Source organism: Salinibacterium sp. AL4.1, assembly GCF_059767305.1.
The window spans coordinates 1,062,784-1,086,714 of record NZ_JBSOQK010000001.1 but is presented as its reverse complement, the minus strand read 5'-3'; the positions used below and the strand labels follow the sequence as shown (position 1 = coordinate 1,086,714).

General features: G+C 62.4%; 21 protein-coding genes. 17 read left to right on the top strand and 4 right to left on the bottom strand.

The genetic code is table 11. The features are described 5' to 3' along the window. Positions 1 to 3: 3 nt before the first annotated feature. On the top strand, positions 4 to 192 hold the full coding sequence (locus ACWTV3_RS05330) for a hypothetical protein (RefSeq protein WP_197130688.1): 189 nt from the start codon (positions 4 to 6) through the stop codon (positions 190 to 192). A 41-nt stretch (positions 193 to 233) separates the two neighbouring features. On the opposite strand, the gene ACWTV3_RS05325 is transcribed toward ACWTV3_RS05330, so the two are convergent. After that, complete coding sequence (locus tag ACWTV3_RS05325) at positions 234 to 1,004, bottom strand: oxygenase MpaB family protein (protein ID WP_498477171.1); 771 nt, start codon at positions 1,002 to 1,004, stop codon at positions 234 to 236. 189 nt (positions 1,005 to 1,193) lie between these two features. Here ACWTV3_RS05325 and sucC point away from each other — a divergent pair, with 189 nt between their 5' ends. From sucC to ACWTV3_RS05310, 3 genes are all read left to right on the top strand, one after another. Then, on the top strand, positions 1,194 to 2,363 hold the full coding sequence (gene sucC / locus ACWTV3_RS05320; protein WP_498477170.1) for an ADP-forming succinate--CoA ligase subunit beta: 1,170 nt from the start codon (positions 1,194 to 1,196) through the stop codon (positions 2,361 to 2,363). A gap of 10 nt (positions 2,364 to 2,373) precedes the next feature. Continuing rightward, entirely contained in the window at positions 2,374 to 3,261 is an 888-nt protein-coding gene (sucD, locus tag ACWTV3_RS05315; protein ID WP_197123297.1) for a succinate--CoA ligase subunit alpha, read from the top strand. A 253-nt stretch (positions 3,262 to 3,514) separates the two neighbouring features. Continuing rightward, positions 3,515 to 7,114: a S8 family serine peptidase gene (locus ACWTV3_RS05310; RefSeq protein ID WP_498477169.1), complete on the top strand. Its 3,600-nt coding sequence runs from the start codon at positions 3,515 to 3,517 to the stop codon at positions 7,112 to 7,114. Positions 7,115 to 7,212: 98 nt separating this feature from the next. Here the strand turns inward: ACWTV3_RS05310 and ACWTV3_RS05305 are convergent, their stop codons facing one another. Then, complete coding sequence (locus ACWTV3_RS05305; protein ID WP_100388274.1) at positions 7,213 to 7,986, bottom strand: IclR family transcriptional regulator; 774 nt, start codon at positions 7,984 to 7,986, stop codon at positions 7,213 to 7,215. Between the two features lie 182 nt (positions 7,987 to 8,168). On the opposite strand from ACWTV3_RS05305, the gene ACWTV3_RS05300 reads away from it, so the two are divergent. The 10 genes from ACWTV3_RS05300 (at position 8,169) to ACWTV3_RS05255 (ending at position 20,018) form a co-directional block, all read left to right on the top strand. Continuing rightward, positions 8,169 to 8,927 (top strand): MIP/aquaporin family protein, encoded by a 759-nt coding sequence (locus tag ACWTV3_RS05300; protein WP_498477168.1) that lies wholly within the window; start codon positions 8,169 to 8,171, stop codon positions 8,925 to 8,927. Then, a complete protein-coding gene (gene dhaK / locus ACWTV3_RS05295) occupies positions 8,927 to 9,925 on the top strand; it encodes a dihydroxyacetone kinase subunit DhaK (protein WP_498477167.1) in 999 nt (332 codons plus the stop codon). The genes ACWTV3_RS05300 and dhaK overlap by 1 nt, the downstream gene beginning before the upstream one ends. A gap of 5 nt (positions 9,926 to 9,930) precedes the next feature. Then, positions 9,931 to 10,572, top strand: a complete 642-nt coding sequence (gene dhaL / locus ACWTV3_RS05290; protein WP_498477166.1) for a dihydroxyacetone kinase subunit DhaL — start codon at positions 9,931 to 9,933, stop codon at positions 10,570 to 10,572. A 2-nt stretch (positions 10,573 to 10,574) separates the two neighbouring features. Further along, positions 10,575 to 11,351 (top strand): dihydroxyacetone kinase phosphoryl donor subunit DhaM, encoded by a 777-nt coding sequence (dhaM, locus tag ACWTV3_RS05285; protein ID WP_498477165.1) that lies wholly within the window; start codon positions 10,575 to 10,577, stop codon positions 11,349 to 11,351. A gap of 147 nt (positions 11,352 to 11,498) precedes the next feature. Continuing rightward, positions 11,499 to 12,713: a cell division protein PerM gene (locus tag ACWTV3_RS05280; protein ID WP_498477164.1), complete on the top strand. Its 1,215-nt coding sequence runs from the start codon at positions 11,499 to 11,501 to the stop codon at positions 12,711 to 12,713. Positions 12,714 to 12,722: 9 nt separating this feature from the next. Beyond that, positions 12,723 to 13,307, top strand: a complete 585-nt coding sequence (purN, locus tag ACWTV3_RS05275; protein ID WP_498477163.1) for a phosphoribosylglycinamide formyltransferase — start codon at positions 12,723 to 12,725, stop codon at positions 13,305 to 13,307. Positions 13,308 to 13,312: 5 nt separating this feature from the next. Further along, positions 13,313 to 14,914, top strand: coding sequence for a bifunctional phosphoribosylaminoimidazolecarboxamide formyltransferase/IMP cyclohydrolase (gene purH / locus ACWTV3_RS05270; RefSeq protein ID WP_498477162.1), 1,602 nt, complete (start codon positions 13,313 to 13,315; stop codon positions 14,912 to 14,914). A 123-nt stretch (positions 14,915 to 15,037) separates the two neighbouring features. Continuing rightward, complete coding sequence (gene ddaH, locus ACWTV3_RS05265) at positions 15,038 to 16,237, top strand: dimethylargininase (protein ID WP_498477160.1); 1,200 nt, start codon at positions 15,038 to 15,040, stop codon at positions 16,235 to 16,237. Positions 16,238 to 16,416: 179 nt separating this feature from the next. Beyond that, on the top strand, positions 16,417 to 18,216 hold the full coding sequence (locus ACWTV3_RS05260) for an ABC transporter ATP-binding protein (protein WP_498477159.1): 1,800 nt from the start codon (positions 16,417 to 16,419) through the stop codon (positions 18,214 to 18,216). Next, positions 18,213 to 20,018, top strand: a complete 1,806-nt coding sequence (locus tag ACWTV3_RS05255; protein WP_498477158.1) for an ABC transporter ATP-binding protein — start codon at positions 18,213 to 18,215, stop codon at positions 20,016 to 20,018. The genes ACWTV3_RS05260 and ACWTV3_RS05255 overlap by 4 nt, the downstream gene beginning before the upstream one ends. On the opposite strand, the gene ACWTV3_RS05250 is transcribed toward ACWTV3_RS05255, so the two are convergent. Together ACWTV3_RS05250 and ACWTV3_RS05245 are read right to left on the bottom strand one after the other, a co-directional pair. After that, positions 20,015 to 20,326: an MGMT family protein gene (locus ACWTV3_RS05250; protein WP_498477157.1), complete on the bottom strand. Its 312-nt coding sequence runs from the start codon at positions 20,324 to 20,326 to the stop codon at positions 20,015 to 20,017. The genes ACWTV3_RS05255 and ACWTV3_RS05250 overlap by 4 nt on opposite strands. A 73-nt stretch (positions 20,327 to 20,399) precedes the next feature. After that, positions 20,400 to 20,852 carry a GNAT family N-acetyltransferase gene (locus tag ACWTV3_RS05245; protein ID WP_498477156.1) on the bottom strand — a complete coding sequence of 151 codons (453 nt, stop codon included), beginning with the start codon at positions 20,850 to 20,852 and terminating at the stop codon, positions 20,400 to 20,402. Positions 20,853 to 20,957: 105 nt separating this feature from the next. On the opposite strand from ACWTV3_RS05245, the gene ACWTV3_RS05240 reads away from it, so the two are divergent. From ACWTV3_RS05240 to ACWTV3_RS05230, 3 genes are all read left to right on the top strand, one after another. Further along, positions 20,958 to 22,172, top strand: coding sequence for an NADP-dependent isocitrate dehydrogenase (locus ACWTV3_RS05240; protein ID WP_498477155.1), 1,215 nt, complete (start codon positions 20,958 to 20,960; stop codon positions 22,170 to 22,172). 206 nt (positions 22,173 to 22,378) lie between these two features. Then, positions 22,379 to 23,230 (top strand): Rossmann-fold NAD(P)-binding domain-containing protein, encoded by an 852-nt coding sequence (locus ACWTV3_RS05235; RefSeq protein ID WP_498477154.1) that lies wholly within the window; start codon positions 22,379 to 22,381, stop codon positions 23,228 to 23,230. Between the two features lie 126 nt (positions 23,231 to 23,356). Further along, positions 23,357 to 23,851, top strand: coding sequence for a pyridoxamine 5'-phosphate oxidase family protein (locus ACWTV3_RS05230; RefSeq protein WP_498477153.1), 495 nt, complete (start codon positions 23,357 to 23,359; stop codon positions 23,849 to 23,851). Positions 23,852 to 23,931 lie beyond the last annotated feature (80 nt).

Below are 23,931 nucleotides of genomic sequence, written 5' to 3'. Positions count from 1 at the left end.
TCAATGAACCAGTCGATACCGCGCGAACTACGCATCGCTCTGTGGGTTATAGGCGGCGTCCTTGCCGTGCTCGCCGTCGTGAATGGGGTTCTGCTGCTGCCCGACGGATCGGACAATTGGTGGATCAGCATCAGTCTGCTGGTGTCTTCCGGAGTGTGCCTGACTATTGCCGCGGTGAACACCAAGCGATGAAAACCCGGTAGTGAATAGCCAGCAGTGAACACGGGCGCAGCTCAGCGTGAGGCGAGCGATCGCCGGAACGACGCCAGATACCGCCGCTGTACCGCGAAGCGCGCCCAGCGGGGAAGGTGCGGGTACACCGCGCGCGTGACCCGCATGATCCGGTCGAAGCGCTTTGGGTGGTGGGGGAGCGCATACGCCTCGCGCAGCTCAGCGCTTAGGAGCCCCGCGGTCAGCACGCGCACGAGCGGCATCGAGGCGCGCAACCACCACGGTCCGCCGGTTGGATGCAGCAGCTGCTGGGCAACTCGTTGGCTCGCGTCCGTGACGCGCAACGAGGCCACGCTCTCGTTCCAGTAGGCGGCGAAGGCGGCACGGTCGGCGGGCCACAGCGTGCGCGGAACGCCCAGCGCGGTCGCGATCACGGCGTAATCGGCCAGCAGGGTTTCGGCGTCCACGTCGCGCAGCGGCCCGAACACCAACTCGCGCACGCGCATCGCGGTGTCGTAAAGCGTGGCTGCCACCCACAACTGGAGCTGCGGGTCACGGGCGTCGTAGCTGTCGGCTCGCACCGGCCGGTGAGCCGCGCCCACGCGCCGGGCGACCTCGGCAGCCTCGGCGGGCGTGCCATAGACGGTGACGTAGAGATAGGTGAGGGTGCCGTTGAGACGATCCAGCGGGCGCCGCGCAAAGTCGCTGTGCTCGGCGACCGCCTGCCCCACAGCGGGGTGCGCGATTTGCAACAGAATGGCCGCCCCGCCGCCAGCCAACAGAGCGACGTCGGCAGAGACATCCGCAATTCTGAGAGGGGCAGATGCGGGCATGAAGCCAGTTTAGGAGGGCGCAAACACAAGATTTGCTGATCTTTCGCCCTGTACAGCCCGCTATCGGAAAACCCACAACGTTAGGCACGGTAAGGTTTTCTATTGGCGCGCGACTCATGGAGCCGACCAATTTGGCACCGATTCGCCGCCTTCCCCACTCACCATTACGCGCGGATTGGAATGAGCAGCGTGGATCTATATGAGTACCAGGCCAGAGATGTATTTGAGTCTTATGGCGTACCAGTACTTGCCGGCCTGATTGCCGACACCCCAGAAGAAGCCAAAGCAGCAGCCGAGAAAATCGGTGGAACCGTTGTAGTCAAGGCTCAGGTCAAGACCGGCGGTCGCGGCAAGGCGGGTGGTGTCAAGGTTGTTCACAACGCCGACGACGCTTTCGCCGCAGCCGAGCAAATCCTTGGTCTCGACATCAACGGCCACACGGTCAAGCGAGTAATGATTGCTGCCGGTGCTCGCATCGCGCAGGAGTTCTACTTCTCCGTGCTGCTCGACCGAGCAAACCGCTCCTACCTTTCGCTGTGCAGCGTTGAAGGTGGAGTGGAAATCGAGGTGCTTGCTGTTGAGCGCCCCGAGGCTCTCGCCAAGATCGAGGTCAACCCGCTCACGGGTATCGACCTCGCCAAGGCCACCGAAATTGCGACCGCTGCTGGATTCTCCGCAGAGCTCGTCGAAAAGGTTGCCCCTGTCTTCGTGAAGCTCTACGACGTGTACAAGGGCGAAGACGCCACTCTCGTTGAGGTCAACCCTCTCGTGATCACCGAAGACGGCGACATCGTTGCCCTTGACGGCAAGGTCTCGATCGACGAGAACGCAGACTTCCGTCACCCCTCGCACGCCGAGCTCGAAGATGCTGACGCTGCTGACCCCCTCGAGGCGAAGGCTAAGGCCAACGGCCTCAACTACGTCAAGCTCGACGGTGAAGTGGGTGTCATCGGTAACGGTGCCGGCCTCGTCATGTCGACGCTGGATGTTGTTGCCTACGCTGGCGAAAACCACGGCAACGTGAAGCCCGCCAACTTCCTCGACATCGGTGGCGGAGCATCCGCTGCTGTCATGGCCGCGGGCCTCGACGTCATTCTCAACGACCCTCAGGTCAAGAGCGTGTTCGTCAACGTCTTCGGTGGAATCACCGCGTGTGACGCTGTTGCTCACGGAATCGTGGGCGCGCTCGCCGAGCTCGGTGACTCCGCCAACAAGCCTCTCGTTGTTCGTCTCGACGGCAACAAGGTCGAGGAGGGTCGCGCGATTCTTGCTGAAGCGAACCACCCCCTCGTGACGCTAGCCGCCTCTATGGACGAGGGCGCCGCTAAGGCCGCCGAACTCGCCAACGCCGCGAAGTAAGGAACCGAGCATGTCAATTTTCCTCAACAAGGACTCCAAGGTCATCGTTCAGGGCATCACCGGCGGTGAGGGCACCAAGCACACCGCCCTCATGCTCGCTGCTGGTACCCAGGTCGTTGGCGGTGTCAACGCCCGCAAGGCTGGCACCACCGTCACCCACGGCGACGTTGAGCTGCCCGTGTTCGGCACGGTTGCTGAAGCAATGGAAAAGACGGGGGCGGATGTTTCGATCGCTTTTGTTCCTCCAGCCTTCACCAAGGATGCCGTTATCGAAGCTATCGACGCTGAGATGCCGCTGCTCGTCATCATCACCGAGGGTGTTCCCGTCGGCGACTCTGCCGAATTCTGGGCTTACGCGCAGGAGAAGGGCAACAAGACCCGCATCATTGGTCCGAACTGCCCCGGAATCATCACGCCCGGTGAAGCACTTGTCGGCATCACGCCCGCGAACATCACCGGCAAGGGCCCGATCGGTCTCGTCTCCAAGTCGGGAACGCTCACGTATCAGATGATGTACGAACTCCGTGACCTCGGATTCTCGACCGCTATCGGCATCGGTGGCGACCCCATCATCGGCACGACGCACATCGATGCTCTTGCCGCGTTCGAGGCCGACCCCGAGACCAAGGCAATCGTCATGATTGGTGAAATCGGTGGAGACGCTGAAGAGCGTGCCGCTGACTACATCAAGGCCAACGTTACGAAGCCCGTTGTGGGCTACGTTGCGGGCTTCACGGCTCCCGAGGGTAAGACCATGGGTCACGCCGGTGCGATCGTTTCTGGCTCTGCCGGAACCGCTCAGGCCAAGAAGGAAGCTCTCGAAGCTGCAGGCGTGAAGGTCGGCAAGACGCCGTCTGAAGCCGCCAAGCTCATGCGCGAAATTCTCGAAACTCTGTAGCTCGCACTTTCGCTACACAGAAGCGCCGCCGTCCACTGGACGGGGGCGCTTCTTTCGTTTAATCGCGTCCCCCAAAGAGCGGACAATATGTCACGTTAAGGTAACGCTGCTCGGGGGAGACCCCCTGTTGAGGGGTAGAACGCACATATAGTGGCTCGTGGTGAGTGCCCGGCCACCAGCTTCGCAAACACGCTCTGATCAGCGTGTGCACGTCAACAAGGCATATCCGATTCACAGAAGAATAGGAACATTCGTGAGCATTCGAAGAGTCATATCGGTGGTGGCAACGACAACTCTTGTCGCCACTTCCCTGGTTACCGGCGCCGCACTCGGCGCCACAGCTGCACCAGCATCCATTGGCGGCGGCGGCCAGACTGAATTTACCCCGGGGCGTTACATCGTCACGATGGTGGATCAGGCTGCTGCAACCTACGACGGCGGTGTTCGCGGTTTTGATGCGACCACCCCACCCGATGGCGAGCAGCTCGACACTCGCCGCCAAGTAGTGCAGGACTACACCGAGTATCTGGAAGAGAAACAAGACGATGTGGCGGCATCAGTCGGCGCCGATATCGATTACTCGTACACGCTCGCGACCAACGGCTTCGCGGCCGACCTGACCGCCGCCCAAGCGGTTGAGCTTTCGGCCAACAAGCTTGTTGCCTCGATCGTTCCGGATGAGTTGAAGAAGATCACCGCTGCGCAGCGGTCAACAGAATTCCTCGGCCTCGAAGGCGCAGACGGACTCTGGGCCGCGACCGGCGGAGCAGAGACTGCCGGTGAAGGAATCGTTGTCGGCGTGCTCGACACCGGATTCGCTCCCGAAAACCCGGCCTTTGCCGGTGACGCTCTCGGCAGCACGCCGGGCGCCGATCCCTATCGCGATGGCGACTCGATCGTCTTCGAGAAGTCAGACGGCCAAACCTTCACGGGTGTCTGCACCGAAGGTGACCAGTTCACCGCCGATGACTGCACGACCAAGGTCATCAGCGCTCGCTACTTCGTTGACGGCTTCGGCGCCGGCAACCTCGGCGACGCCAGCGTCGGCGAATACGTATCGCCGCGTGACGGCGACGGCCACGGCTCGCACACCGCGAGCACGGCAGCCGGAAACCTTGAAGTCGACGCTAACGTCGGTGGCAACGCTCTCGGGTACTTCTCCGGAGTTGCTCCTGCCGCCAAGATCGCGGCCTACAAGGTGTGCTGGAGCGGACCGGACCCTGTCGACACGACAGACGACGGTTGTGCATCCACTGACCTTCTCGCCGCGATCGACCAAGCCGTCGCTGACGGTGTTGACGTGATCAACTACTCGATCGGTGGAGGCGCTGCTTCCAGCACCGTTTCGCCGACCGACCAGGCCTTCCTCGGTGCTGCTGCTGCCGGCGTTTTCGTCGCTGCTTCTGCCGGAAACTCTGGCCCCGATGCGTCAACGCTCGACAACGCGGCACCGTGGATCACCACAGTCGCCGCCAGCACCATCCCGAACTACGAAGCGACTGTCACTCTCGGTGACGGCCAAGAGTTCGCTGGTGCGTCGATCACTGTCGACCTTGACCCTGCGGCAGAACCGCTGACGGGTGAGCTCGTCTACGCGGCGGATGTCGCGCTCGAGGGCGCTGTTGACCCCGACCTGTGCCTCGCTGACACTCTCGACCCGGCTCTCGTGGACGGCAAGATCGTGGTCTGCGACCGGGGTGTCATCGCTCGCGTCGACAAGTCGGCCGAGGTTGCTCGTGCTGGCGGTATCGGTGCGGTTCTCGTGAACGTGACCCCGAGCTCGATTGACCTCGACACCCACGTGATCCCGACCGTCCACTTGGACGCTCAGTACCGCGATGCGGTTCTGGCTTATGCTGCGACCGAAGGTGCGACGGCAACGTTCACTCCCGGTAACGAGACTGCGTACCAGCCGCCGACACCTCAGGTTGCGGGCTTCTCGTCCCGTGGCCCTGTCGAAGCCGACGGTAGCGACATCATCAAGCCCGACATCTCGGCGCCCGGCGTCGGAATTCTCGCGGCCAGTGCGAACGCTGAAGGAGCCGAGCCCACGTTCGCGCTGCTCTCGGGCACCTCGATGTCATCGCCGCACATTGCCGGTCTCGCCGCGCTGTACCTCGGGGAGCGCCCCAACGCGACTCCCGCCGAGATCAAGTCGGCGTTCATGACAACCGCGTACGACACCGTGGATGGCGACGGAAACCCCGTCACCGATCCCTTCACGCAGGGCTCCGGTCACGTTGACCCGACCAAGTTCTTCGAACCTGGACTGCTCTACCTGAACGACATCGGCGACTGGCTGTCCTACATCGAGGGTGCTGGTTACGACGTGCTCGACCCCGCGGTCGAAGCAATCGATCCCAGCAATCTCAACCTGGCATCCATCGGTATTGGCTCGCTGACGGCAGCCGAGACGATCACTCGCACCGTGACCTCCACTCAGGCGGGTACGTTCGAGGCATCCATCTCGGTTCCCGGCATCGATGCCACGGTGTCGCCCTCCACGCTGACCTTCGGTGCGGCAGGCGAAACTCAGAGCTTCGAAGTGACCATCAGCCGAACGGATGCTCCGCTCGACCAGTTCACCACCGGTGCTCTCACGTGGACCAGCGGCGACACCGTCGTGCACAGCCCCATCGCTGTGCGCCCCGTCACGATCCTCGCTCCCGGCACTGCCAGCGGAACCGGAACCTACGGTGCCGTCGAAGTGACCGTCACGCCCGGCGGAAACGGCGACATTCCGCTGACCTCGACCGGGCTCACCGCGGGTGTCTTCTACGAAGACCCCACGGGCACCGAAACCGACCACTCGGGATCTGGTGTGAGCGGAGACGAGTTTGAGTACGCAGCAACTGTGCCTGAGGGCACAACGTATGCGCGCTTCGATCTCGACTCGATCGATGACACCGCTGACCTCGACTTGATCGTGTACCTGCTCGATGGCAGTGGTACTCCGATCGCCGGGTGGCAGTCCGCGACGGGAGCCGCTGACGAGCGCGTCAACCTCGCTGATCCGACACCGGGTGACTACCTCGTGATCGCGTCGGTGTATGCCGCGAACCCGTCGACCGCGTTCGACGTGCGAACCTTCGCCGTCGTGCCTGGCGCGGGAGAGCCCCTTGGGCTGAATCCTGAAGTTCTCCCGGGTGTTCAAGGCGAAGCCGTGAGTTACACCGCATCGTGGGAGGGCCTCGCCCCGTTCACGAACTACCTCGGTCTCGTCAGCTATGGCGACACGGGGGCGACCACCGCAATTGAGGTTGTGACGCAGGAGGACGTTGTGCCGGGAACTCCGGTAAACACTGTTCTGCCCACGATCTCGGGCAACCCCCTGGTCGGCAAGAAGCTCACGGCTAACCCCGGCGAGTGGGATGTCGACGGACTGAAGTTCAGCTATCAGTGGCAGGCGAACGGCGAGAACATTGCCGGCGCCGACAAGAGCAAGTACACGGTCACAGAGGCTGACGAGGGCAAGGCGATCACCGTCGTTGTCACCGCCAGCAAGAAGGACCTGCCGAGCGCGAGCGCCACCTCCGAGGCTGTGATGATCAACTACAGCTCGAGCGTGAGCCTGTCGGTGAGCAAGCACATCGCGTTCTCGTGGAACACCGTGAGCGCCACCATCCGCGTCGCTACTGGCGAGGATGCTGCCGCAACCGGAACGGTCAAGATAACCGTCGATGGCAAGAAGGTCGACACCATCACGCTCGACGAGTCGGACAACGGAAAGGTGACGGTGAAGCTGCCGAAACTTGATCGTGGCCTGCACCAGGTGAAGGCCGAGTTCACTCCGGCCAGCGACAACGTCACGGGCTCAAAGAGCAGTAACGATTGGGTCTGGATCGTCTTCTAGGCGGCACTCACTCAATAATTAACCCACGACAACAACGGCTGGTCACCTCCCCACGGGTGGCCAGCCGTTGTTGTATTAAGCGCGCTGAGGGTCGGGTGTTAGTCGTCGAGTGGGCGACGCACGACGGGCGGCGGCCAGGCGGTGTAGCCGAGCTCGCGAGAGATGTTGCGCGCAGTCTCGCGGAGAACGTTCAGCACGTTGTCTTCTGGCGGCCATTCGCTTGACGGCATCACGACCGCGACGGCGGCGATGACGCTGCCATTGCGGTCGGCGATCGGTGCTGCGATAGACGATTCGCCGAGAACGGCCTCGTCTTCCTCCGTGGCAATGCCGCGCTCGGCAATCTGCGCAAACTGCAGAATGAGTTTCGAGGGGTCCGTGATGGTGTCGCCGGTGAGGCTACGCAGGGGGTTCTCGAAAAGCTGGTCTGCGGCATCCGCGTTGTAGGTCAGCAAAATTTTGCCCAAGGCCGAGGCGTGCACGGGAATCGAGAGCCCGGTTTCGGGCATTTGCTCGCTGCCATCGGGCCGGCTGTTGTGGTGGATGACGATGACTTCGTCGAATAACTCAGCACCCAGACGAACGGCGAGCCCTGTGCGCCGCGAAAGTTCTTGGGTCCAGCGCATGGCTCGCGCCCGCACATCGAGGGTGTCGAGGTACACGTTCGAGAGCTTGAGTAGGGCTGGGCCGAGCATGTAGCGGTTGCCGTTGGGCTCTTTGGCGACCAGACCGTGGGCCTGAAGCGACTTGACGATGCCGTGAACGGTCGACGGCGGGAGTCCGAGATGGCCAGCGAGTTCGGTGATTCCGAGATGGCGGGCGCCTTGGAGCGAGGAGAGCACTTGTGCTGCTCGATCAATCGATTGGATCAACGCTGCTCCCCGTCGGTAGGCCGGTATTCATTATGTCTGCCGCGGCCGTTTACTTTCGCAACATCCCCGCTTGACAAGATGATAGTGAACGTAGCATATTCGACATTATCGAATAACGTTCCGATATTACGGAATGGGGCGACACCCGGTCGCGCGAATAAATCGAGTTCAAAGGAGAACTAATGGATGAGAACAAGCAGTGGCAGAAGCTAGCTGCAGAGTTTCTAGGAACCGCTTTTCTTGTATTCGTCGGTGTCGGCTCCGTGCCCGCGACGTTCATCCTGAATGGTGACGAGCCCTTCACGATGGCGAGCCTCGGAATCATTTCCTTCGCCTTCGGACTCATCGTTGTCGTCACGGTGTACGTGTTTGGTTACATCTCGGGCAACCACATCAACCCGGCTGTCACGATCGGTCTCGCCGTCGCCGGCAAGTTCGCGTGGCGTGAAGTTCCCGGCTACCTCGTCGCTCAGCTTCTCGGTGCTACCGCCGGTGCGTTCGCGATCGTCGGCGTTCTCGGCCAGGCCGCAGTAGACGCTGGTTTGGGAGTCGCCTCCTTCAACCCGGACACGATCCCCGTTGGCCAGGCATTCTTCGCTGAGTTCATCGGAACGTTCATCCTCGTCTTCACCGTCTTCGGCGTTATCCACCGCAAGGCAGCCCCCGGCTTCGCTGGGCTCGCCATCGGTTTCGTCGTCTTCGCCGCCATCATTCCTGTTGGCCCGATCACCGGCGCCTCCATCAACCCGGCCCGCACCACGGGACCGATGCTCGTTCAGCAGATCATGGGCGGCCAAGTCGCGTGGGAGCAGCTGTGGGTTTACCTCGCCGCTGAACTGCTCGCCGGCATACTCGCAGCCCTCGCGTTCGGCTTCATCTCGAAGACCGCCGCAGACAACACCACCCTCACCGAGGCACTCACGGAAGAGAAGGCCAAATAATGAAGAAACTGATCAACACCCCCGAGTCGGTACTCGCCGACGCGCTCGCCGGAATCGACGCCGCGCATCCAGAGCTCAAGGTCGACCACGTCAACCGCGTGATCTACCGTGCAGAACCCACCCGCGCTGGCAAGGTTGCGCTGATCTCCGGCGGTGGCTCGGGCCACGAACCGCTTCACGGCGGCTTTGTAGGCATCGGGATGCTCGACGCCGCGTGTGCGGGCGAAGTGTTCACCTCGCCCACCCCCGACCAGATGCAGGAAGCCACCAAGGTCGCTGACTCTGGTGCTGGCGTACTGCACATCGTCAAGAACTACACCGGCGACGTCATGAACTTCGAGATGGCCGCCGAAATGGCGGAGGCGGAAACCGGAGTGAAGGTGGCCTCGATCGTCGTCAACGACGACGTTGCCGTTCAGGACTCGCTCTACACGGCAGGCCGCCGAGGCGTTGGCCTCACCGTTCTGCTCGAGAAGATTGTCGGCGCAGCAGCGGAAGAGGGGCAAGACCTCGACGCGGTCACCGCACTCGCACACCGCGTCAACGACTCCGGTCGCTCCATGGGAATGGCTCTCACGAGCTGCACCGTTCCCGCGGCAGGAAAGCCAACCTTCGACCTGCCCGACGACATGATGGAAATCGGCGTCGGCATCCACGGAGAACCCGGTCGCCACCGCGAGAAGCTCGCGGATGCCGCCTCGGTCGCCAAGCAACTGGTCGACCCGATCCTGGCCGACATGGACTTCACAGGCTCACCCGCCATTGTGATGATGAACGGTATGGGCGGAACCCCGCAGATCGAGCTGTACATCATGTACAACGAGGTCGCGAAGCTGCTGAAGGCTGCCGGCGTTGAGGTTGTGCGCAACCTCGTCGGTGACTACATCACGAGCCTCGATATGGCTGGCTGCTCGGTCACCATCCTTAAGGCTGACGAAGAAATGTTGAAACTATGGGATGCCCCGGTGAACACCGCCGGGCTCCGCTGGGGAGTCTAAGAACTATGTCTACAAGCACCATCACTCTTGACCAACTGATCGCCTGGCTTTCGCGTTTTCGCGATCTCGTGACCGAGAAGCAGAGCTACCTGACCGAACTCGATTCGGCCATCGGCGACGCTGACCACGGATCGAACATGACCCGCGGAATGAGCGCAGTAATCGAGAAGGTTGGTGCTGCACCCGCGACCGCCGCCGACGAACTGCTCAAGTCAGTAGGAATGACTTTGGTTACCTCTGTCGGCGGCGCGAGCGGCCCCCTCTACGGCACGCTCTTCTTGCGCATGGGCGTCAACGCTGGCCCCGTCACCGAACTCGACGGAGCAGCCTTCGGCGCCGCCCTGCGGGCCGGTCTCGAAGGCGTCGTGGCGCGCGGCAAGGCCGAAGCGGGCGACAAGACCATGTTCGACGCGCTGTCTCCGGCACTGGATGCCTGGGATGCTGCCGTCGCTGGCGGCGCCGACATCAGTGCTGCGGCATCCGCGGCTTTCGCTGCCGCCGAAAAGGGTCGTGACGCGACCGAGCCTCTCGTTGCCCGCAAGGGGCGCGCGAGCTACCTCGGAGAACGCAGCGCCGGCCACCTTGACCCCGGTGCCACCTCGAGCACGCTGTTGCTTCAGGCGCTCGCCGAAACTGTAGCGAGCTGACCGTGATCGGCATTGTGGTGGTGAGCCACAGCCCTGCGCTCGCGCGGGCCGCTGTGGATCTTGCTTTAGAAATGGTGGGGGAGACCCCGCCGCCGATCGCCATTGCGGCCGGTGCCGGTGACGGCATCATCGGTACGGATGCCGTGAAGGTCGCCGAGGCAATCGACGAGGTTGCCAGCGGAGAAGGCGTTCTCGTCTTCATGGATCTCGGGTCTGCGGTGCTCAGCGGCACCATGGCCACCGAGTTCATGACCACGAGCGACGAAGTTCGACTCACGGATGCTCCCTTCGTGGAGGGTCTCATTGCCGCGATTGTGCTGGCTAACGCTGGTGCTTCGCTCGACGAGGTCGACCGCGAAGCCCGGGGCGCTATGGGCCCGAAGCAGAGCCAGCTCGCCGATCAGGGCGGGGCTGTGCCTGCGGCAGAAAGCGAAGATTCTGCTTCGGACGCTGCGCCAGCGGTAGCCGCCGCGACATCCACTACTGACGGCTCCGCGGCGCTGACCGCGGAAGCCACTCTCGTCAACCCCGACGGGCTGCACTCTCGCCCGGCCGCCGCGATCGTTCAGACGCTTGCGAAAATCGACGCGAAAGTGACCATCCGCGACGTGACCACGGGCAAGGGCCCGGTTGGCGCAAACAGTTTGATCGGCATCATGTCGCTCGGCGCCAAGAAGGATGAGGTTGTCGCATTCTCGGCAACCGGCGCTGCAGCCCAGCAGGCGATCGACACTCTGCTGGAGATGACGCGAGACGGCTTCGGCGAACTCGCGAGCTAATAGCGTTCACGCGCTCACACACGAGAAGCCCGCCGAGATTCGTTCTCGGCGGGCTTTCTTCGTGCGGGCAATCTCCGCCGTGAGATCGCCGCTTTGCGGTAGGCCGCAGCGCGCTTGTGGGTGCTGCGGGGTACTCTCGGCAACGACATGAATCGCCAGCTCACCCTCCTCTTCGCCGCCTTCGAGGCGCTACTCGTTGTCGCTATCGGGATTGCGATTCCGCTGGTTCCGCTAACGCTGTTGTGGGGCATCCATTACGGTCTGGCGATTGACTGGACGGTATTCTGGCGCGCGGCGGTCGATATCTGGCTCGTCGGTCATGGCACCGACATCACCGTCGTCCTTGATCCGGCCGTGGCGAGTTCGGTCGGCCTTGCCGCCGCAAGCACTCCCGTCACGATCACGATGGCGCTCTTGGGCTTTGCCCTGCTCACTCTTCTCTTGGGGGTGCGCGCGGGTCGCCGCGTCGCCGAGACTTCGCATGTGCTGTTGGGCACGCTCGCGTCCCTGGCGACGTTCGGGTTGGCGTCGCTCGTGCTGACGCTGTCGGCGCTGCACCCGGTGGCGCGTCCGTCGCTGTGGCAGGGCGCTCTGTTGCCGACCCTCGTCTTTGCACTCGGCCTGCTGATCGGCAGCCAGATCGTGTCGGCAAGCAATCCCGTTTCTGGGCGCCTCCGTCGATGGATCTCTGGATGGCCGGCTCACGTGCGCACGATCGTCTCGACCTCTCTGCGCGGCGGCGCCATCGCGGCTGCCGGATTGTTTGCGGTCGCTTCGCTCATTACGACGGCGGCGATTGTCACGTCGTTTGCCGACATCATCACGCTCTACGAAGGACTCCACACCGAGGTACTGGGTGGCGTCGCGGTCACGATCGGCCAACTCGCTCTTCTCCCCAACGTCGTCATCTGGGCAGCCTCGTGGCTCGTCGGGCCCGGCTTCGCGATCGGCACCGGCTCTGCGGTCTCACCGCTTGCGACAACGCTCGGGCCCGTTCCGGCGATCCCGCTGTTGGGCGCGCTGCCCGGCGGAGATTTCGCGTTCGGTTTCGTAGGGCTGCTTGCTCCGATCGTGGTGGGTTTCTTGGTCGCTGCTGTTCTTGGCCCGCGCATCGCTGGCGAACTTCGTCGCCGCGAGCTGGCGATAGTGGCGCTCGGAATCGGTGTCACGGCCGCGATAATCGTGGCCGGATTAGCCTGGGCATCCGCTGGTTCAGCTGGTCCTGGCCGTTTAGTGGATGTCGGTCCCCAGCCCTGGATCGTCGCCGCGTGGGCTGCGCTTGAGTTCTCGGTCGCGGCGGGGCTCGGCCTGTTGGCGGCTGCTCGCCCGGAACGCGCTGACGACGGGTTCACTGAGCGCTAGGCTGGGTGCGTGCTCACACTCGTTGTCTTGATCTCCGGGGGCGGGTCTAACCTCGCTGCCCTGCTCGAAGCGGCCGAGAGTGCCGACTTTCCCGCTCGTGTCATCGCCGTCGGCGCCGACCGGGCTGCGGACGGTTTTGATCATGCCGAGCACTACGGCATCCCTACCTTCTCGGTGGCGATGTCGAACTTCGAGAACCGCGACGCCTGGGGCGATGAACTGCTCGAGCAGATTCAGTTCTGGAACGCCGACCTCGTAGTGCTGAGCGGCTTCATGAAGTTGTTGCCGCCGCGCGTTGTCGAAGCGCTCTCTCCCAACATCATCAACACGCATCCGGCGTACCTTCCCGAGTTTCCGGGAGCGCACGCGGTTCGCGATGCTCTTACGGCGGGGGCAACCCAGACCGGTGCCAGTGTTATCAAGGTCGACAACGGTGTCGATAGCGGTCCGATCATCGTGCAAGAGCGCGTTGCGATCGAGCCGGGGGATACCGAAGAACATCTGCACGCTCGCATCAAGCCGGTAGAACGGCGCTTGCTGGTGCAGACGATCGAAGACATTGCCACCAATCGCATCAACCTAAAGGAACTCTGAATCCCATGAGCGGCCCCAGTCACAATCCTGCCGATTTCCGCGAACGCAATGTCGTTCCGATCCGCCGCGCGCTTATCTCCGTGAGTGACAAGTCGCGACTTCTCGACCTGGCCGGCGCGCTCGCTGACGCGGGCGTCGAACTCGTCTCGACCGGTTCGACCGCGAAGACGATTGCTGAAGCGGGTTACGACGTCACTGAGGTATCGACGGTCACGGGTTTCCCCGAGTCGCTCGATGGTCGCGTCAAGACACTGCACCCCGCCGTGCACGCCGGTATTCTGGCTGACCTTCGCCTCGAGTCACACGAAGCTCAGCTCGCCGAGCTCGGCATCAAAGCCTTCGACCTCGTTGTCGTGAACCTTTACCCATTCGTGGAAACGGTTGCCTCTGGCGCTGCTCCCGCCGACATCGTCGAGCAGATCGACATCGGGGGGCCCGCCATGGTGCGCGCCTCCGCCAAGAACCACGCCAACGTTGCCATTGTCACGAGCCCTGAGAGCTACGACGAGATCATCGCCGCGGCAGCAGGGGAGGGCACAACCTTCGCTCAGCGTTACGCGCTGGCTTCGCAAGCCTTTGCGCACACCGCCGCCTACGACACCGCGGTGTCGCAGTGGTTCCTGACCGGTGCGCTGCTCGGTGAAACGGATGCCGCGGCATCCGCTCCCACGCTGCCTGTGCACCTCGATGTCGCCGCTGACCAGCTCGCCGTGCTTCGTTATGGCGAGAACGCCCACCAGCAGGCGGCCCTCTACGGTGTGGCCGCTCAGCCCGGAATCGCTCAGGCCACGCAGCTCGGTGGCAAAGAGATGTCGTACAACAACTACGTGGATGCCGACGCCGCTTTGCGCGCCGCTTTCGACCACGACACTCCCGCTGTTGCGGTCATCAAGCACGCTAACCCGTGCGGAATCGCCACGGCGGCCAGCATTGCGGAAGCCCACGTTTTGGCGCACGCCTGCGACCCCATCTCGGCCTACGGCGGAGTGATCGCGGCCAACGGAATCATCACGAAGGCTGCCGCAGAATCGATCGCCCCCATCTTCACCGAGGTTGTCGTTGCTCCCGGCTTCGAGCCTGAAGCGCTCGAGATCTTGACGGCCAAGAAGAACCTGCGCTTGCTGCAGCTGCCCGAGGGCTACGCCCGCGACAGCCGCGAACTCCGCCAGATTTCGGGCGGCATGCTTGTGCAAGAACTCGACGCGCACTTCTCGCCAGCGTCGGCGTGGACGCTCGCTGCGGGCGACGCCGCCGATGCCGAGACTCTCGCGGACCTTGAGTTCGCGTGGCGTGCAGTGCGCGCCGTGAAGTCGAACGCTATTTTGCTTGCCGACGGCGGAGCATCCGTGGGTGTCGGTATGGGGCAGGTGAACCGTGTTGACTCGTGCCAGCTCGCGATTTCGCGTGCCGGTGATCGGGCCAAGGGCTCGGTTGCGGCCAGCGACGCGTTCTTCCCCTTCGCCGACGGATTGCAGCTGCTGCTTGATGCCGGTGTTCGTGCCGTCGTTCAGCCTGGTGGCTCCATTCGTGATGAAGAGGTCATTGCCGCAGCGATCGAAGCGGGCGTGACGATGTACTTCACCGGAGAGCGCCACTTCTTCCACTAAGCGCGCCCTCAGCGCGACGCTCAGCGCGAGACTCGCTCGCGTTGCGGACGCTGACGCGCGGTAGAGAAGCACTTATGTGCGCTCAAGGCAAAAACATAGATTGACACAGATAGGTTTGGGCGCATGATCAGTGTGAAACGGCGTTTCGGCGCAGCTTTTATTTCAGGACTTGCCGTTGCCGGCACCGTTTACCTCGCAACCGGGTTGGCGTTCTTCACGTCAAACGGTGCTGCGGCAGAGAACCTGCCGGCGATCGGCGAATATTTCTTGCCGATGGCCCTCGTTCTGTTCCTGCTGTACTCCCTAGCGGCTGCGCTGGAGATTAATCGGTACTGGTACACCGCTGCGGTTACCGGTCTCGTGTTGGGTATCGCGTCAGCCTTCTTCGGAACTGCTCTTGGCATTATCGCGTCGGGTGCCGAGTGGAACCCTGAGGCGATGACGTTCATTCTGGCAAGCTTGCTGGGAACGAACCTCATCTTCGTCGTCGCTACCATCATCACTGCAGTCACCGTTGGCCGCCGGGTCTGGGCGGGGATTGCCCGGCCGGTTCACCAGCCGACCACCCTCACCGCTCTGGTTCGTGCGCCGTCGTCACGTATGGCCGACGGCGAGCTTACGCACCTTGACCGTGTTCCCGTCGACGCCGAACTCGCGGATGCTCAGTGGGAAGGCTATGTCGCGGCACTTCAGGCCAACGGCTTCGAGACCATTGAAGTGGCCGCCGCCGATGAGCTCGCCGACTCCGTCTTTATCGAAGACACTGTGGTGATGTTCGGCGAGGTCGCCGTGCTCACGAGCCCTGGCGCTGAAAGCCGCCAGCCCGAGATTGATGCTGTTCGCGAGAGCGTCGCTGGACTGGGCCTCGAACTCCGCGAGATCACTCAGCCGGGAACTCTCGACGGTGGTGACGTTCTCAAGGTCGGCTCCACGGTCTACGTCGGTCGTGGCGGTCGTACTAATGCTGAAGGTATCCGCCAGTTGCGCGCGATCGTGACGCCCATGGGCTACACCGTCATTGCGGTACCGGTCGAGAAGGTGCTGCACCTCAAGAGCGGTGTCACAGCGCTTCCTGACGGCACGATCATCGGTCACCCCGATCTCGTCGACAACGTCGACCTCTATGACCGTTTCTTGGCCGTGCCCGAGGCCGAAGGTGCCGCTGTTGTGGTGCTGTCGGATGACGCGGTGCTGATGTCATCGTCGGCACCGAAGACCGCGGCTCTCATCGAGAACCTTGGGTATCGCGTCGTGACTGTCGACGTGTCAGAGTTTGAGAAGATGGAGGGCTGCGTCACGTGCCTCTCTGTCCGCATCCGCTGAGTTGAGACTCTGTCAAAAAATTTGTGGATAGTGATTGTGAAAGCGCCGGGGCGGGCATATTCTAAAAGGCTGTCTGCCCCGCGCCAATCACGACGAGGAGCAGCGGTTCACGGTCGCACACGACGCGACCCGCAGTAATCGCGATCCCTGAACGCAGGGATCCCTCTCGTCAAGGATCCATGGTGTCACCACAGTCTGACCAGCCAGAACGCGTGAAAGCAGTCGGCACTTTTACGGCTATCCGCCGGCTTTACCCCTATGCAAAATCAGCCATGCCGTTCATCTACCTCGGTATGGGGGCAGCGCTCGCCGCCGGTATTGTGGCGTTGCTTATCCCACAAGTGTTGCGCTCGCTCGTGGATGGGCCGCTTCAATCGGGCGATTCAAGCCAGATTTGGCCCGCCTTCTTCATCGTCCTCGGGCTCGGCATCGTCGAGGCGATCATGATCGCGCTTCGTCGCTACTTTGTGCTGACGCCGGGAACCCATGTCGAGGCGCGCATGCGCAATAGCCTCTACATGACCTTGCAGCACCTGCCGGTGAGCTTCCACGACCGGTGGCCGAGCGGTCAGCTGCTGTCGCGGGCCGTCAGCGACCTCAACCTCATCCGTCGGTGGCTGTCGTTCGGACTCGTGTTGCTCGTGGTCAACGTGCTCACGATCATCGTGGGGCTGATCTTCCTCGTCAATATTTCTTGGATTCTTGGCGTGATCTTTATCGTCACCTCGATCCCGCTCTGGATCTACGGCTATGTCTTCGAAAAGAAGTACTCGATCGTGGCTCGCCGCAGTCAAGACCAGACCGGTGACTTGGCAACCGCCGTCGAAGAGTCGGTTCACGGCATCCGTGTTCTTAAGGCTTTCGGTCGCGGAAAGCACGCGCTCGTCGGATTCTCGGCGCAGGCCGAAAGCTTGCGCGGCACCGAGATCGAGAAAGCTCGCGCCATTGCGGGCATCTGGTTGTGGCTGTTGCTCGTACCCGATGTCATGTTCGCCCTCGGCTTGCTGGGCGGCGTCTGGCTCGTTGTCGAAGGAAACATCTCGGCCGGGGACCTCGTTGCGTTCTTCGCGACCGCGACCGTGCTGCGCTTCCCCGTGGAATCGATCGGCTTCTTGCTCTCGATGACGTTCGACGCGCGTACCGCCGCCGACCGCTTCTTCGAAGTCATGGACTCCGACAACCCGATCACGGATCCCGAGAACCCGGAGACCATCACGGAGAGCAAGGGGCACCTGCAGTTTACGAACGTGCACTTCCGCTACCCGGATTCGCCCGCGAACGTTCCCGACCTCGTCAACGGTGTCGACCTCAGCATTGAGCCGGGGGAGACGATGGCTCTTGTCGGTCTCACCGGTTCGGGCAAGTCCACGATCACGGCGCTCACGACACGGTTGTACGACGTGACCGAAGGCTCCATCAGTATCGACGGTGTCGACATCCGCAACCTCACGCTGCGGGAGCTACGTCGTCACCTGGCGATGGCGTTCGAGGATGCCACGCTGTTCTCGTCGAGTGTGCGCGAGAACGTGCTCATGGGTCGCCCCGACTCAAGCGAAGAGCAATTGCGCGAAGCGCTCAGCATTGCGCAGGCCGACTTTGTTTACGAGCTGCCGAACGGCCTCGACACTCTCGTGGGTGAAGAAGGCTTGAGCCTCTCGGGCGGTCAGCGTCAGCGCCTCGCGCTCGCTCGCGCCGTTGCCGCACGGCCCGCCGTGCTCGTGCTCGACGACCCGCTGTCTGCGCTCGACGTTGACACCGAAACTTTGGTGCAATCAGCCCTCGGCAAGGTGCTGAGCTCCACCACGGCACTCATCGTTGCTCACCGGCCGTCGACCGTGATGCTCGCCGACAGGGTTGCTCTTCTCGAAGATGGCAAGGTCACCGCGGTCGGAAAGCACTCCGACCTGCTCGCGACGAGCGACCATTACCGGTACGTCATATCCAGTCTTGAAGAGGAAGAACAGGAGGTCAGCTCATGAGCGTGATGGGAACCTCCGGCGAAGAGCGTAACGACTACACCAAGGATGAGAGCCGCCAGATTCGTCAGCGTTCGCTGCGACTGCTCGGTTCACTGATTGCGCCGCTGCGCGCCCGCGTGATTCTCACGATGGTCGTGGTTGTCGTGAGCACCGCCGCTCAAGTTGCGGGCCCCGCACTGATCGCCTTCGGTATCGACCGAGCCCTGCCTGCCCTCATCGATGGCGACGCGCTGCCCCTCGGGCTCACCGTGGGCGCATACCTGCTCACGGGCATCATCGGCGCTTCGATGATCGCCTGGTACACCGTGCTCAGCGCACGCGTGAGCCAAGCGATTCTGTTCGACCTGCGCAAGCGTGTTTTCTTACACACTCAACGGTTGAGTCTCGAATTCCACGAGAGCTACACCTCGGGCCGCATTATCGCGCGCCAGACCAGCGACCTCGATGCGATTCGCGAACTGCTCGACTCGGGCATCAACCAGCTCGTTCAGGGCGCGCTCTACATGGGGTTCATCGCGATCGCGATGTTCTCGCTCGACTGGGTGAGCGGCGTGATTCTGTTCTGCGCCCTCGTGCCGCTGGGCTTCCTTACGCGCTGGTTCCAGCTGCGGTCGCAATTGCACTTCCGTGAGACGCGCACCACCTCGGCCAAGCTGATCGTGCACTTCGTTGAGACCATGACCGGCATCCGTGCGGTCAAGGCCTTCCGCAAGGAAGAGCGCAACCGCGAACAGTTCGGTGGACTCGTCGAGAACTACCGTGATGCTAACGCCCGCGTCATCCAACTGTTCGGAATCTTCGACCCGGGCCTCGTTCTCATCGGAAACGTCGCCTTGGCAATGATCCTGCTCGTGGGTGGACTGCGGGTCTCGACCGGCGACCTTGCGATTGGTGCCCTGCTCGGTGCGCTGTTGTACGCGCGTCAGTTCTTCGCTCCGGCGCAAGAGATGGCGATGTTCTACAACTCGTACCAGTCGGCTGCGGCGGCTCTCGAGAAGATTTCGGGAGTGCTCGAAGAGCGCCCGACGGTTGCTGATCCCACGACGCCCATCGATCTGCGCAAGGCCAAGGGCACCGTGAAGTTCGACGGCGTGGAGTTTGCGTACAACTCAGAGAAAGTGATTTTGCCGAAGTTCGATCTCGAGCTGCCGGCCGGTCAGACCGTCGCGATGGTGGGAACAACGGGTGCCGGTAAATCCACACTCGCGAAGCTCATCTCGCGGTTCTACGACCCCAGCCAGGGCACGGTCTCGCTCGACGGCGTTGACCTGCGCAAGCTGCACCCGAAAGACCTGCGCCGTGCGATCGTTATGGTCACGCAAGAGGCGTATCTGTTCTCGGGCAACGTGGCCGACAACATCGCCCTCGGCAAGCCCGATGCCACCCGCGACGAAATCATCGCCGCGGCGAAGGCCGTCGGGGCGCACGAATTCATCGAAGCGCTACCCAACGGTTACGACACTGACGTGAACAAGCGTGGTGGTCGGGTGAGTGCCGGGCAGCGACAACTGCTGTCATTCGCGCGCGCATTTATCGCCGACCCCGTGGTGTTGATTTTGGATGAAGCAACCGCGTCGCTCGACATCCCGAGCGAGCGACTCGTGCAGGCCGGTCTTCAAACACTGCTCGCCGATCGCACCGCTGTCATCATTGCGCACCGTCTCTCGACGGTCGCGATTGCTGACCGCGTGCTCGTGATGGAACACGGTCGCGTGATCGAAGATGGCACCCCGCAAGAACTCATTTCGGGCTCCGGCAAGTTTGCGCAATTGCACGCGGCCTGGCGCAACTCGCTCGTTTAGGGGCGGTGCCGCGCTAGTCGCAGGTTGACGCGGTACCCGCCGTCGGGCATCCATTTCAGCGGCGTTGATTCGGCCTCGTAGTGCACGAGTGCTCGATCTTCGTGGGCCAGCGGTGGATGCCCGCCCGAACGGATGACGCGCCACCACGCCACCTCGGAGCCGTAACGCGCCATGACGGTGCCGACAGCGCGCGCGGCTCGCGAGCCGATCGTGGCAGCCACCTCGCCGTACGTCATCACGTGCCCGGGTGGGATGGATTCAACGACGTCGAGCACGCGGCTCACGAAATCGTCGCTGGGGGCGGGCATGGTGAGCGTTCAGTTAGCGAGCGTTGGGTTGGCGAGTGGGAACGCGTAAAAGGTGCAGGCGAGAGATCACACTCTAGAGCGTGTATTCGCCGAGCTTTTCGCCGTATTGGGTTTCGCCGACGACCTGAAAACCCACTTTAAGGAAGAACTGTTCTGGGCCGTCTTCGCCCTCTTCCCAAATGGCGGTAATGCGGTCGAAGCCACGGCTGCGGGCTTCTTCGGCGAGAGCCTTCACGGCGAAGCGGCCAATGCCGCCGCCCTGAGCATCACCGGCGACATTGACGCGCCAGATGCAGCTACGGAACTCTTCTTGCGAAGCATCCGCGTCGAAGTTGCCACGGATGAAGCCCACGACGGTGTCGCCATCGAGAACAACACGAGGCCACGACGTGAGCGGATCGATGTAGGCGTCCGCGATCGCGTAGGAGGGCGGCGTGACGAATTGCTCCTGCCCTCGACGTAGCGAGAGGTTGTTGGCAGCCACAATGGTGCTTGCCGATAATTCTTCAAGTCTTAGCTCACCCATGAATACAGGCTAACCCGCGGTAGACAGATGCGCCAAGGTATCTCGATGTCGAGATACTTAGGAAAAAGAGTAAGCTGGTAGAGGCCACCAACTAAGGAGCAAAGCTTGTCCAAGATCAAGGTAGAAGGCACCGTCGTCGAACTCGACGGCGACGAAATGACGCGAATCATTTGGCAGCGGATCAAGGACACCCTGATCCACCCGTACATCGACGTTAACCTCGAGTACTACGACCTCGGCATCGAAAGCCGTGACGCAACAGACGACCAGATCACCATCGATGCGGCTCACGCCATCCAAAAGCATGGTGTTGGCGTCAAGTGCGCAACCATCACCCCCGACGAAGCCCGTGTTGAAGAATTCGGCCTCAAGAAGATGTGGCGCAGCCCTAACGGCACCATCCGCAACATCCTTGGTGGCGTTATCTTCCGCGAGCCGATCATCATCTCGAACATCCCGCGTCTGGTTCCGGGCTGGAACAAGCCGATCATCATCGGCCGTCACGCCTTCGGCGACCAGTACCGCGCTACCGACTTCCTCTTCAAGGGCAAGGGAAAGCTGACCGTGGAGTTCGCTCCCGAAGACGGCTCCGAGCCCATGAAGTTTGAGGTCTACGACGCCCCCAGCGACGGAATCGCTCAGGTTCAGTACAACCTCGACGACTCGATCGTTGACTTCGCTCGCGCGAGCCTCAACTACGGTCTCTCGCGTAACTACCCCGTGTACCTCTCGACGAAGAACACGATCCTCAAGGCCTACGACGGTCGCTTCAAGGACATCTTTGAAGAGATCTTCCAGACCGAGTTCAAGGACAAGTTCGAAGCGGCTGGCCTCACCTACGAGCACCGCCTCATCGACGACATGGTCGCTTCGGCCATGAAGTGGGAGGGCGGCTACGTCTGGGCCTGCAAGAACTACGATGGCGACGTTCAGTCTGACACCGTAGCTCAGGGCTTCGGCTCGCTCGGCCTCATGACCTCCGTTCTGGCCACGCCAGATGGAAAGGTTGTTGAAGCAGAGGCCGCTCACGGCACCGTGACGCGTCACTACCGCCAGCACCAGCAGGGCAAGCCCACCTCCACTAACCCGATCGCCTCGATCTACGCGTGGACCCGTGGACTCGCTCACCGCGGACTGCTCGACAACAACCAGGAGCTCATCGAGTTCGCTTCGACCCTGGAAGATGTCGTCATCAAGTCGGTGGAGGGTGGTCACATGACCAAGGACCTCGCGCTGCTCGTCGGACCGGACCAGAAGTGGGAAACCACCGAAGAGTTCCTCGACACGCTCGACAAGAACCTCGCCGCACGCCTCGCATAATCTGCGTCTCGCGCGGTAACTGACTGGCTCACGCCACGACGTTCATGAAGGGCCTGAAAGCTTCGGCTTTCGGGCCCTTGTGCGTGGGCGCACAGGCAGGAAAACACCCAGCTCGCTCTGGCTATTCTTGAGCGGCGGGTGCTGTGCGGTGCTCGCTCATGCTGAACGAGACAGCGTGCGGCGTGGTGCATCGTGAGGAGACAATAGTGACGGTCGTCATAGCCGGATGCGGTGACCTAGGTGTCGAAGCAGGGCTCCGCTTTGCGGCGCTGGGGCATTCTGTAGTGGGCCTACGGCGCTCGATTGACAAGCTGCCGCCCGACATCGCTGGGCAAGCGGTCGACTTGTCTGCGCGGATGCCGGTTCTTCCCTCCGATACCAGCATCGTCGTCATTGCGGTGAGCCCCGATCAGCGCACGCGCGAGGGCTATCGCGCGACCTACGTCGACAGCGTGCGGAGCATCGCCGCTGCTATCGAGCGAGACTGCGCTGCTGCACCGAGAGTTATTTATGTCTCCTCGACTGCCGTCTATGGGGTTAGCGATGGCTCGTGGGTCGATGAATTGACTCCGGCGACGCCGTCAGCGGAGACAGCGACCGTGTTGCGGGAAGCTGAAGAGTTGTTGCTCGAGCGCGTGGCCAATTCGACGGTTCTTCGCTTGGCGGGAATCTACGGGCCGGGTCGCACCCGACAGATCGACCGCATCCGTGCCGGTGACGAAACGGTGGCATCCGCCCCTTACTTCACCAATCTGATCCACCGGGATGACGCTGCAGCGGCCATCGTGCACCTTGCGACGATGGCCCCCTCGCCCGCCAGCATCTATGTCGGCGTAGATGATGAGCCGGCCGATCAGCGTGAGGTCATCGAGTTTCTCGCTCGCAGTATCGAGCAACCGATTCCGCTCGAACGTGCAGGCGGTGTCACTGATGGCAGGGGCCGCGGTAAGCGCTGTCGCAATGCGCTACTGAGAAGTACAGGCTTCTCGTTTACTTATCCGAGCTACCGCGAAGGGTATGCGGCGGTGCTGGCGGGGGAAGGCACTCGTCATCGTTGACGCGTTCACCGAGTGAGCGTCTTGGTTCTCATCTAACGTTCGGCTAGCACTCGGCCAGTGTTGAGGATCGCTCCCTAGCGTCGAAGCGCAGCACAACTGCGCAACCGTCGACGAATTGGAGACACAATGTCATCTCACAGCCACGCAACAGCAGACCAGCTCGACACCATCCGCTCCATCATGAAGAGCACGCGAATCGCGATGCTGACCACGGTCGCCGCGAGCGGTGCTCTGCACAGCCACCCCATGACAGTTCAGCAGGCTGAGTTCGACGGCGACTGCTGGTTCCTTGCCTCCGACACCGCGGATGCCGTGCAGCAGCTTCAGGCCCACCCTCACGTTAACGTCTCCTACTCGGGCTCCTCGCAGTGGCTGTCGCTCGCCGGCACCGCCGAAGTCGTGCGCGATCAGGCGACGAAGTCGGAGCTGTGGGGTTCGTTTACCGACGTGTGGTTTGAGGGTGGAGAGACCGACCCCTCGGTCGTTCTGATTCACGTCAAGGGCGAATCGGCCCAGTACTGGGAGAGCCCGGGCAAGGTCGCGACTCTTGTGGGTGTCGTTGCCGCGAAGGTCACCGGAGACCAGCCTCAGACCGGATTTTCCGAGTCGGTCACGGTCTGACCCCTACGAGCGCGGCCTAGTTCAGGCCTGCTCCCGTCGGCGCGCTGCGGTTCTTTAGGGGCCGCAGCCGCGTCAACCAA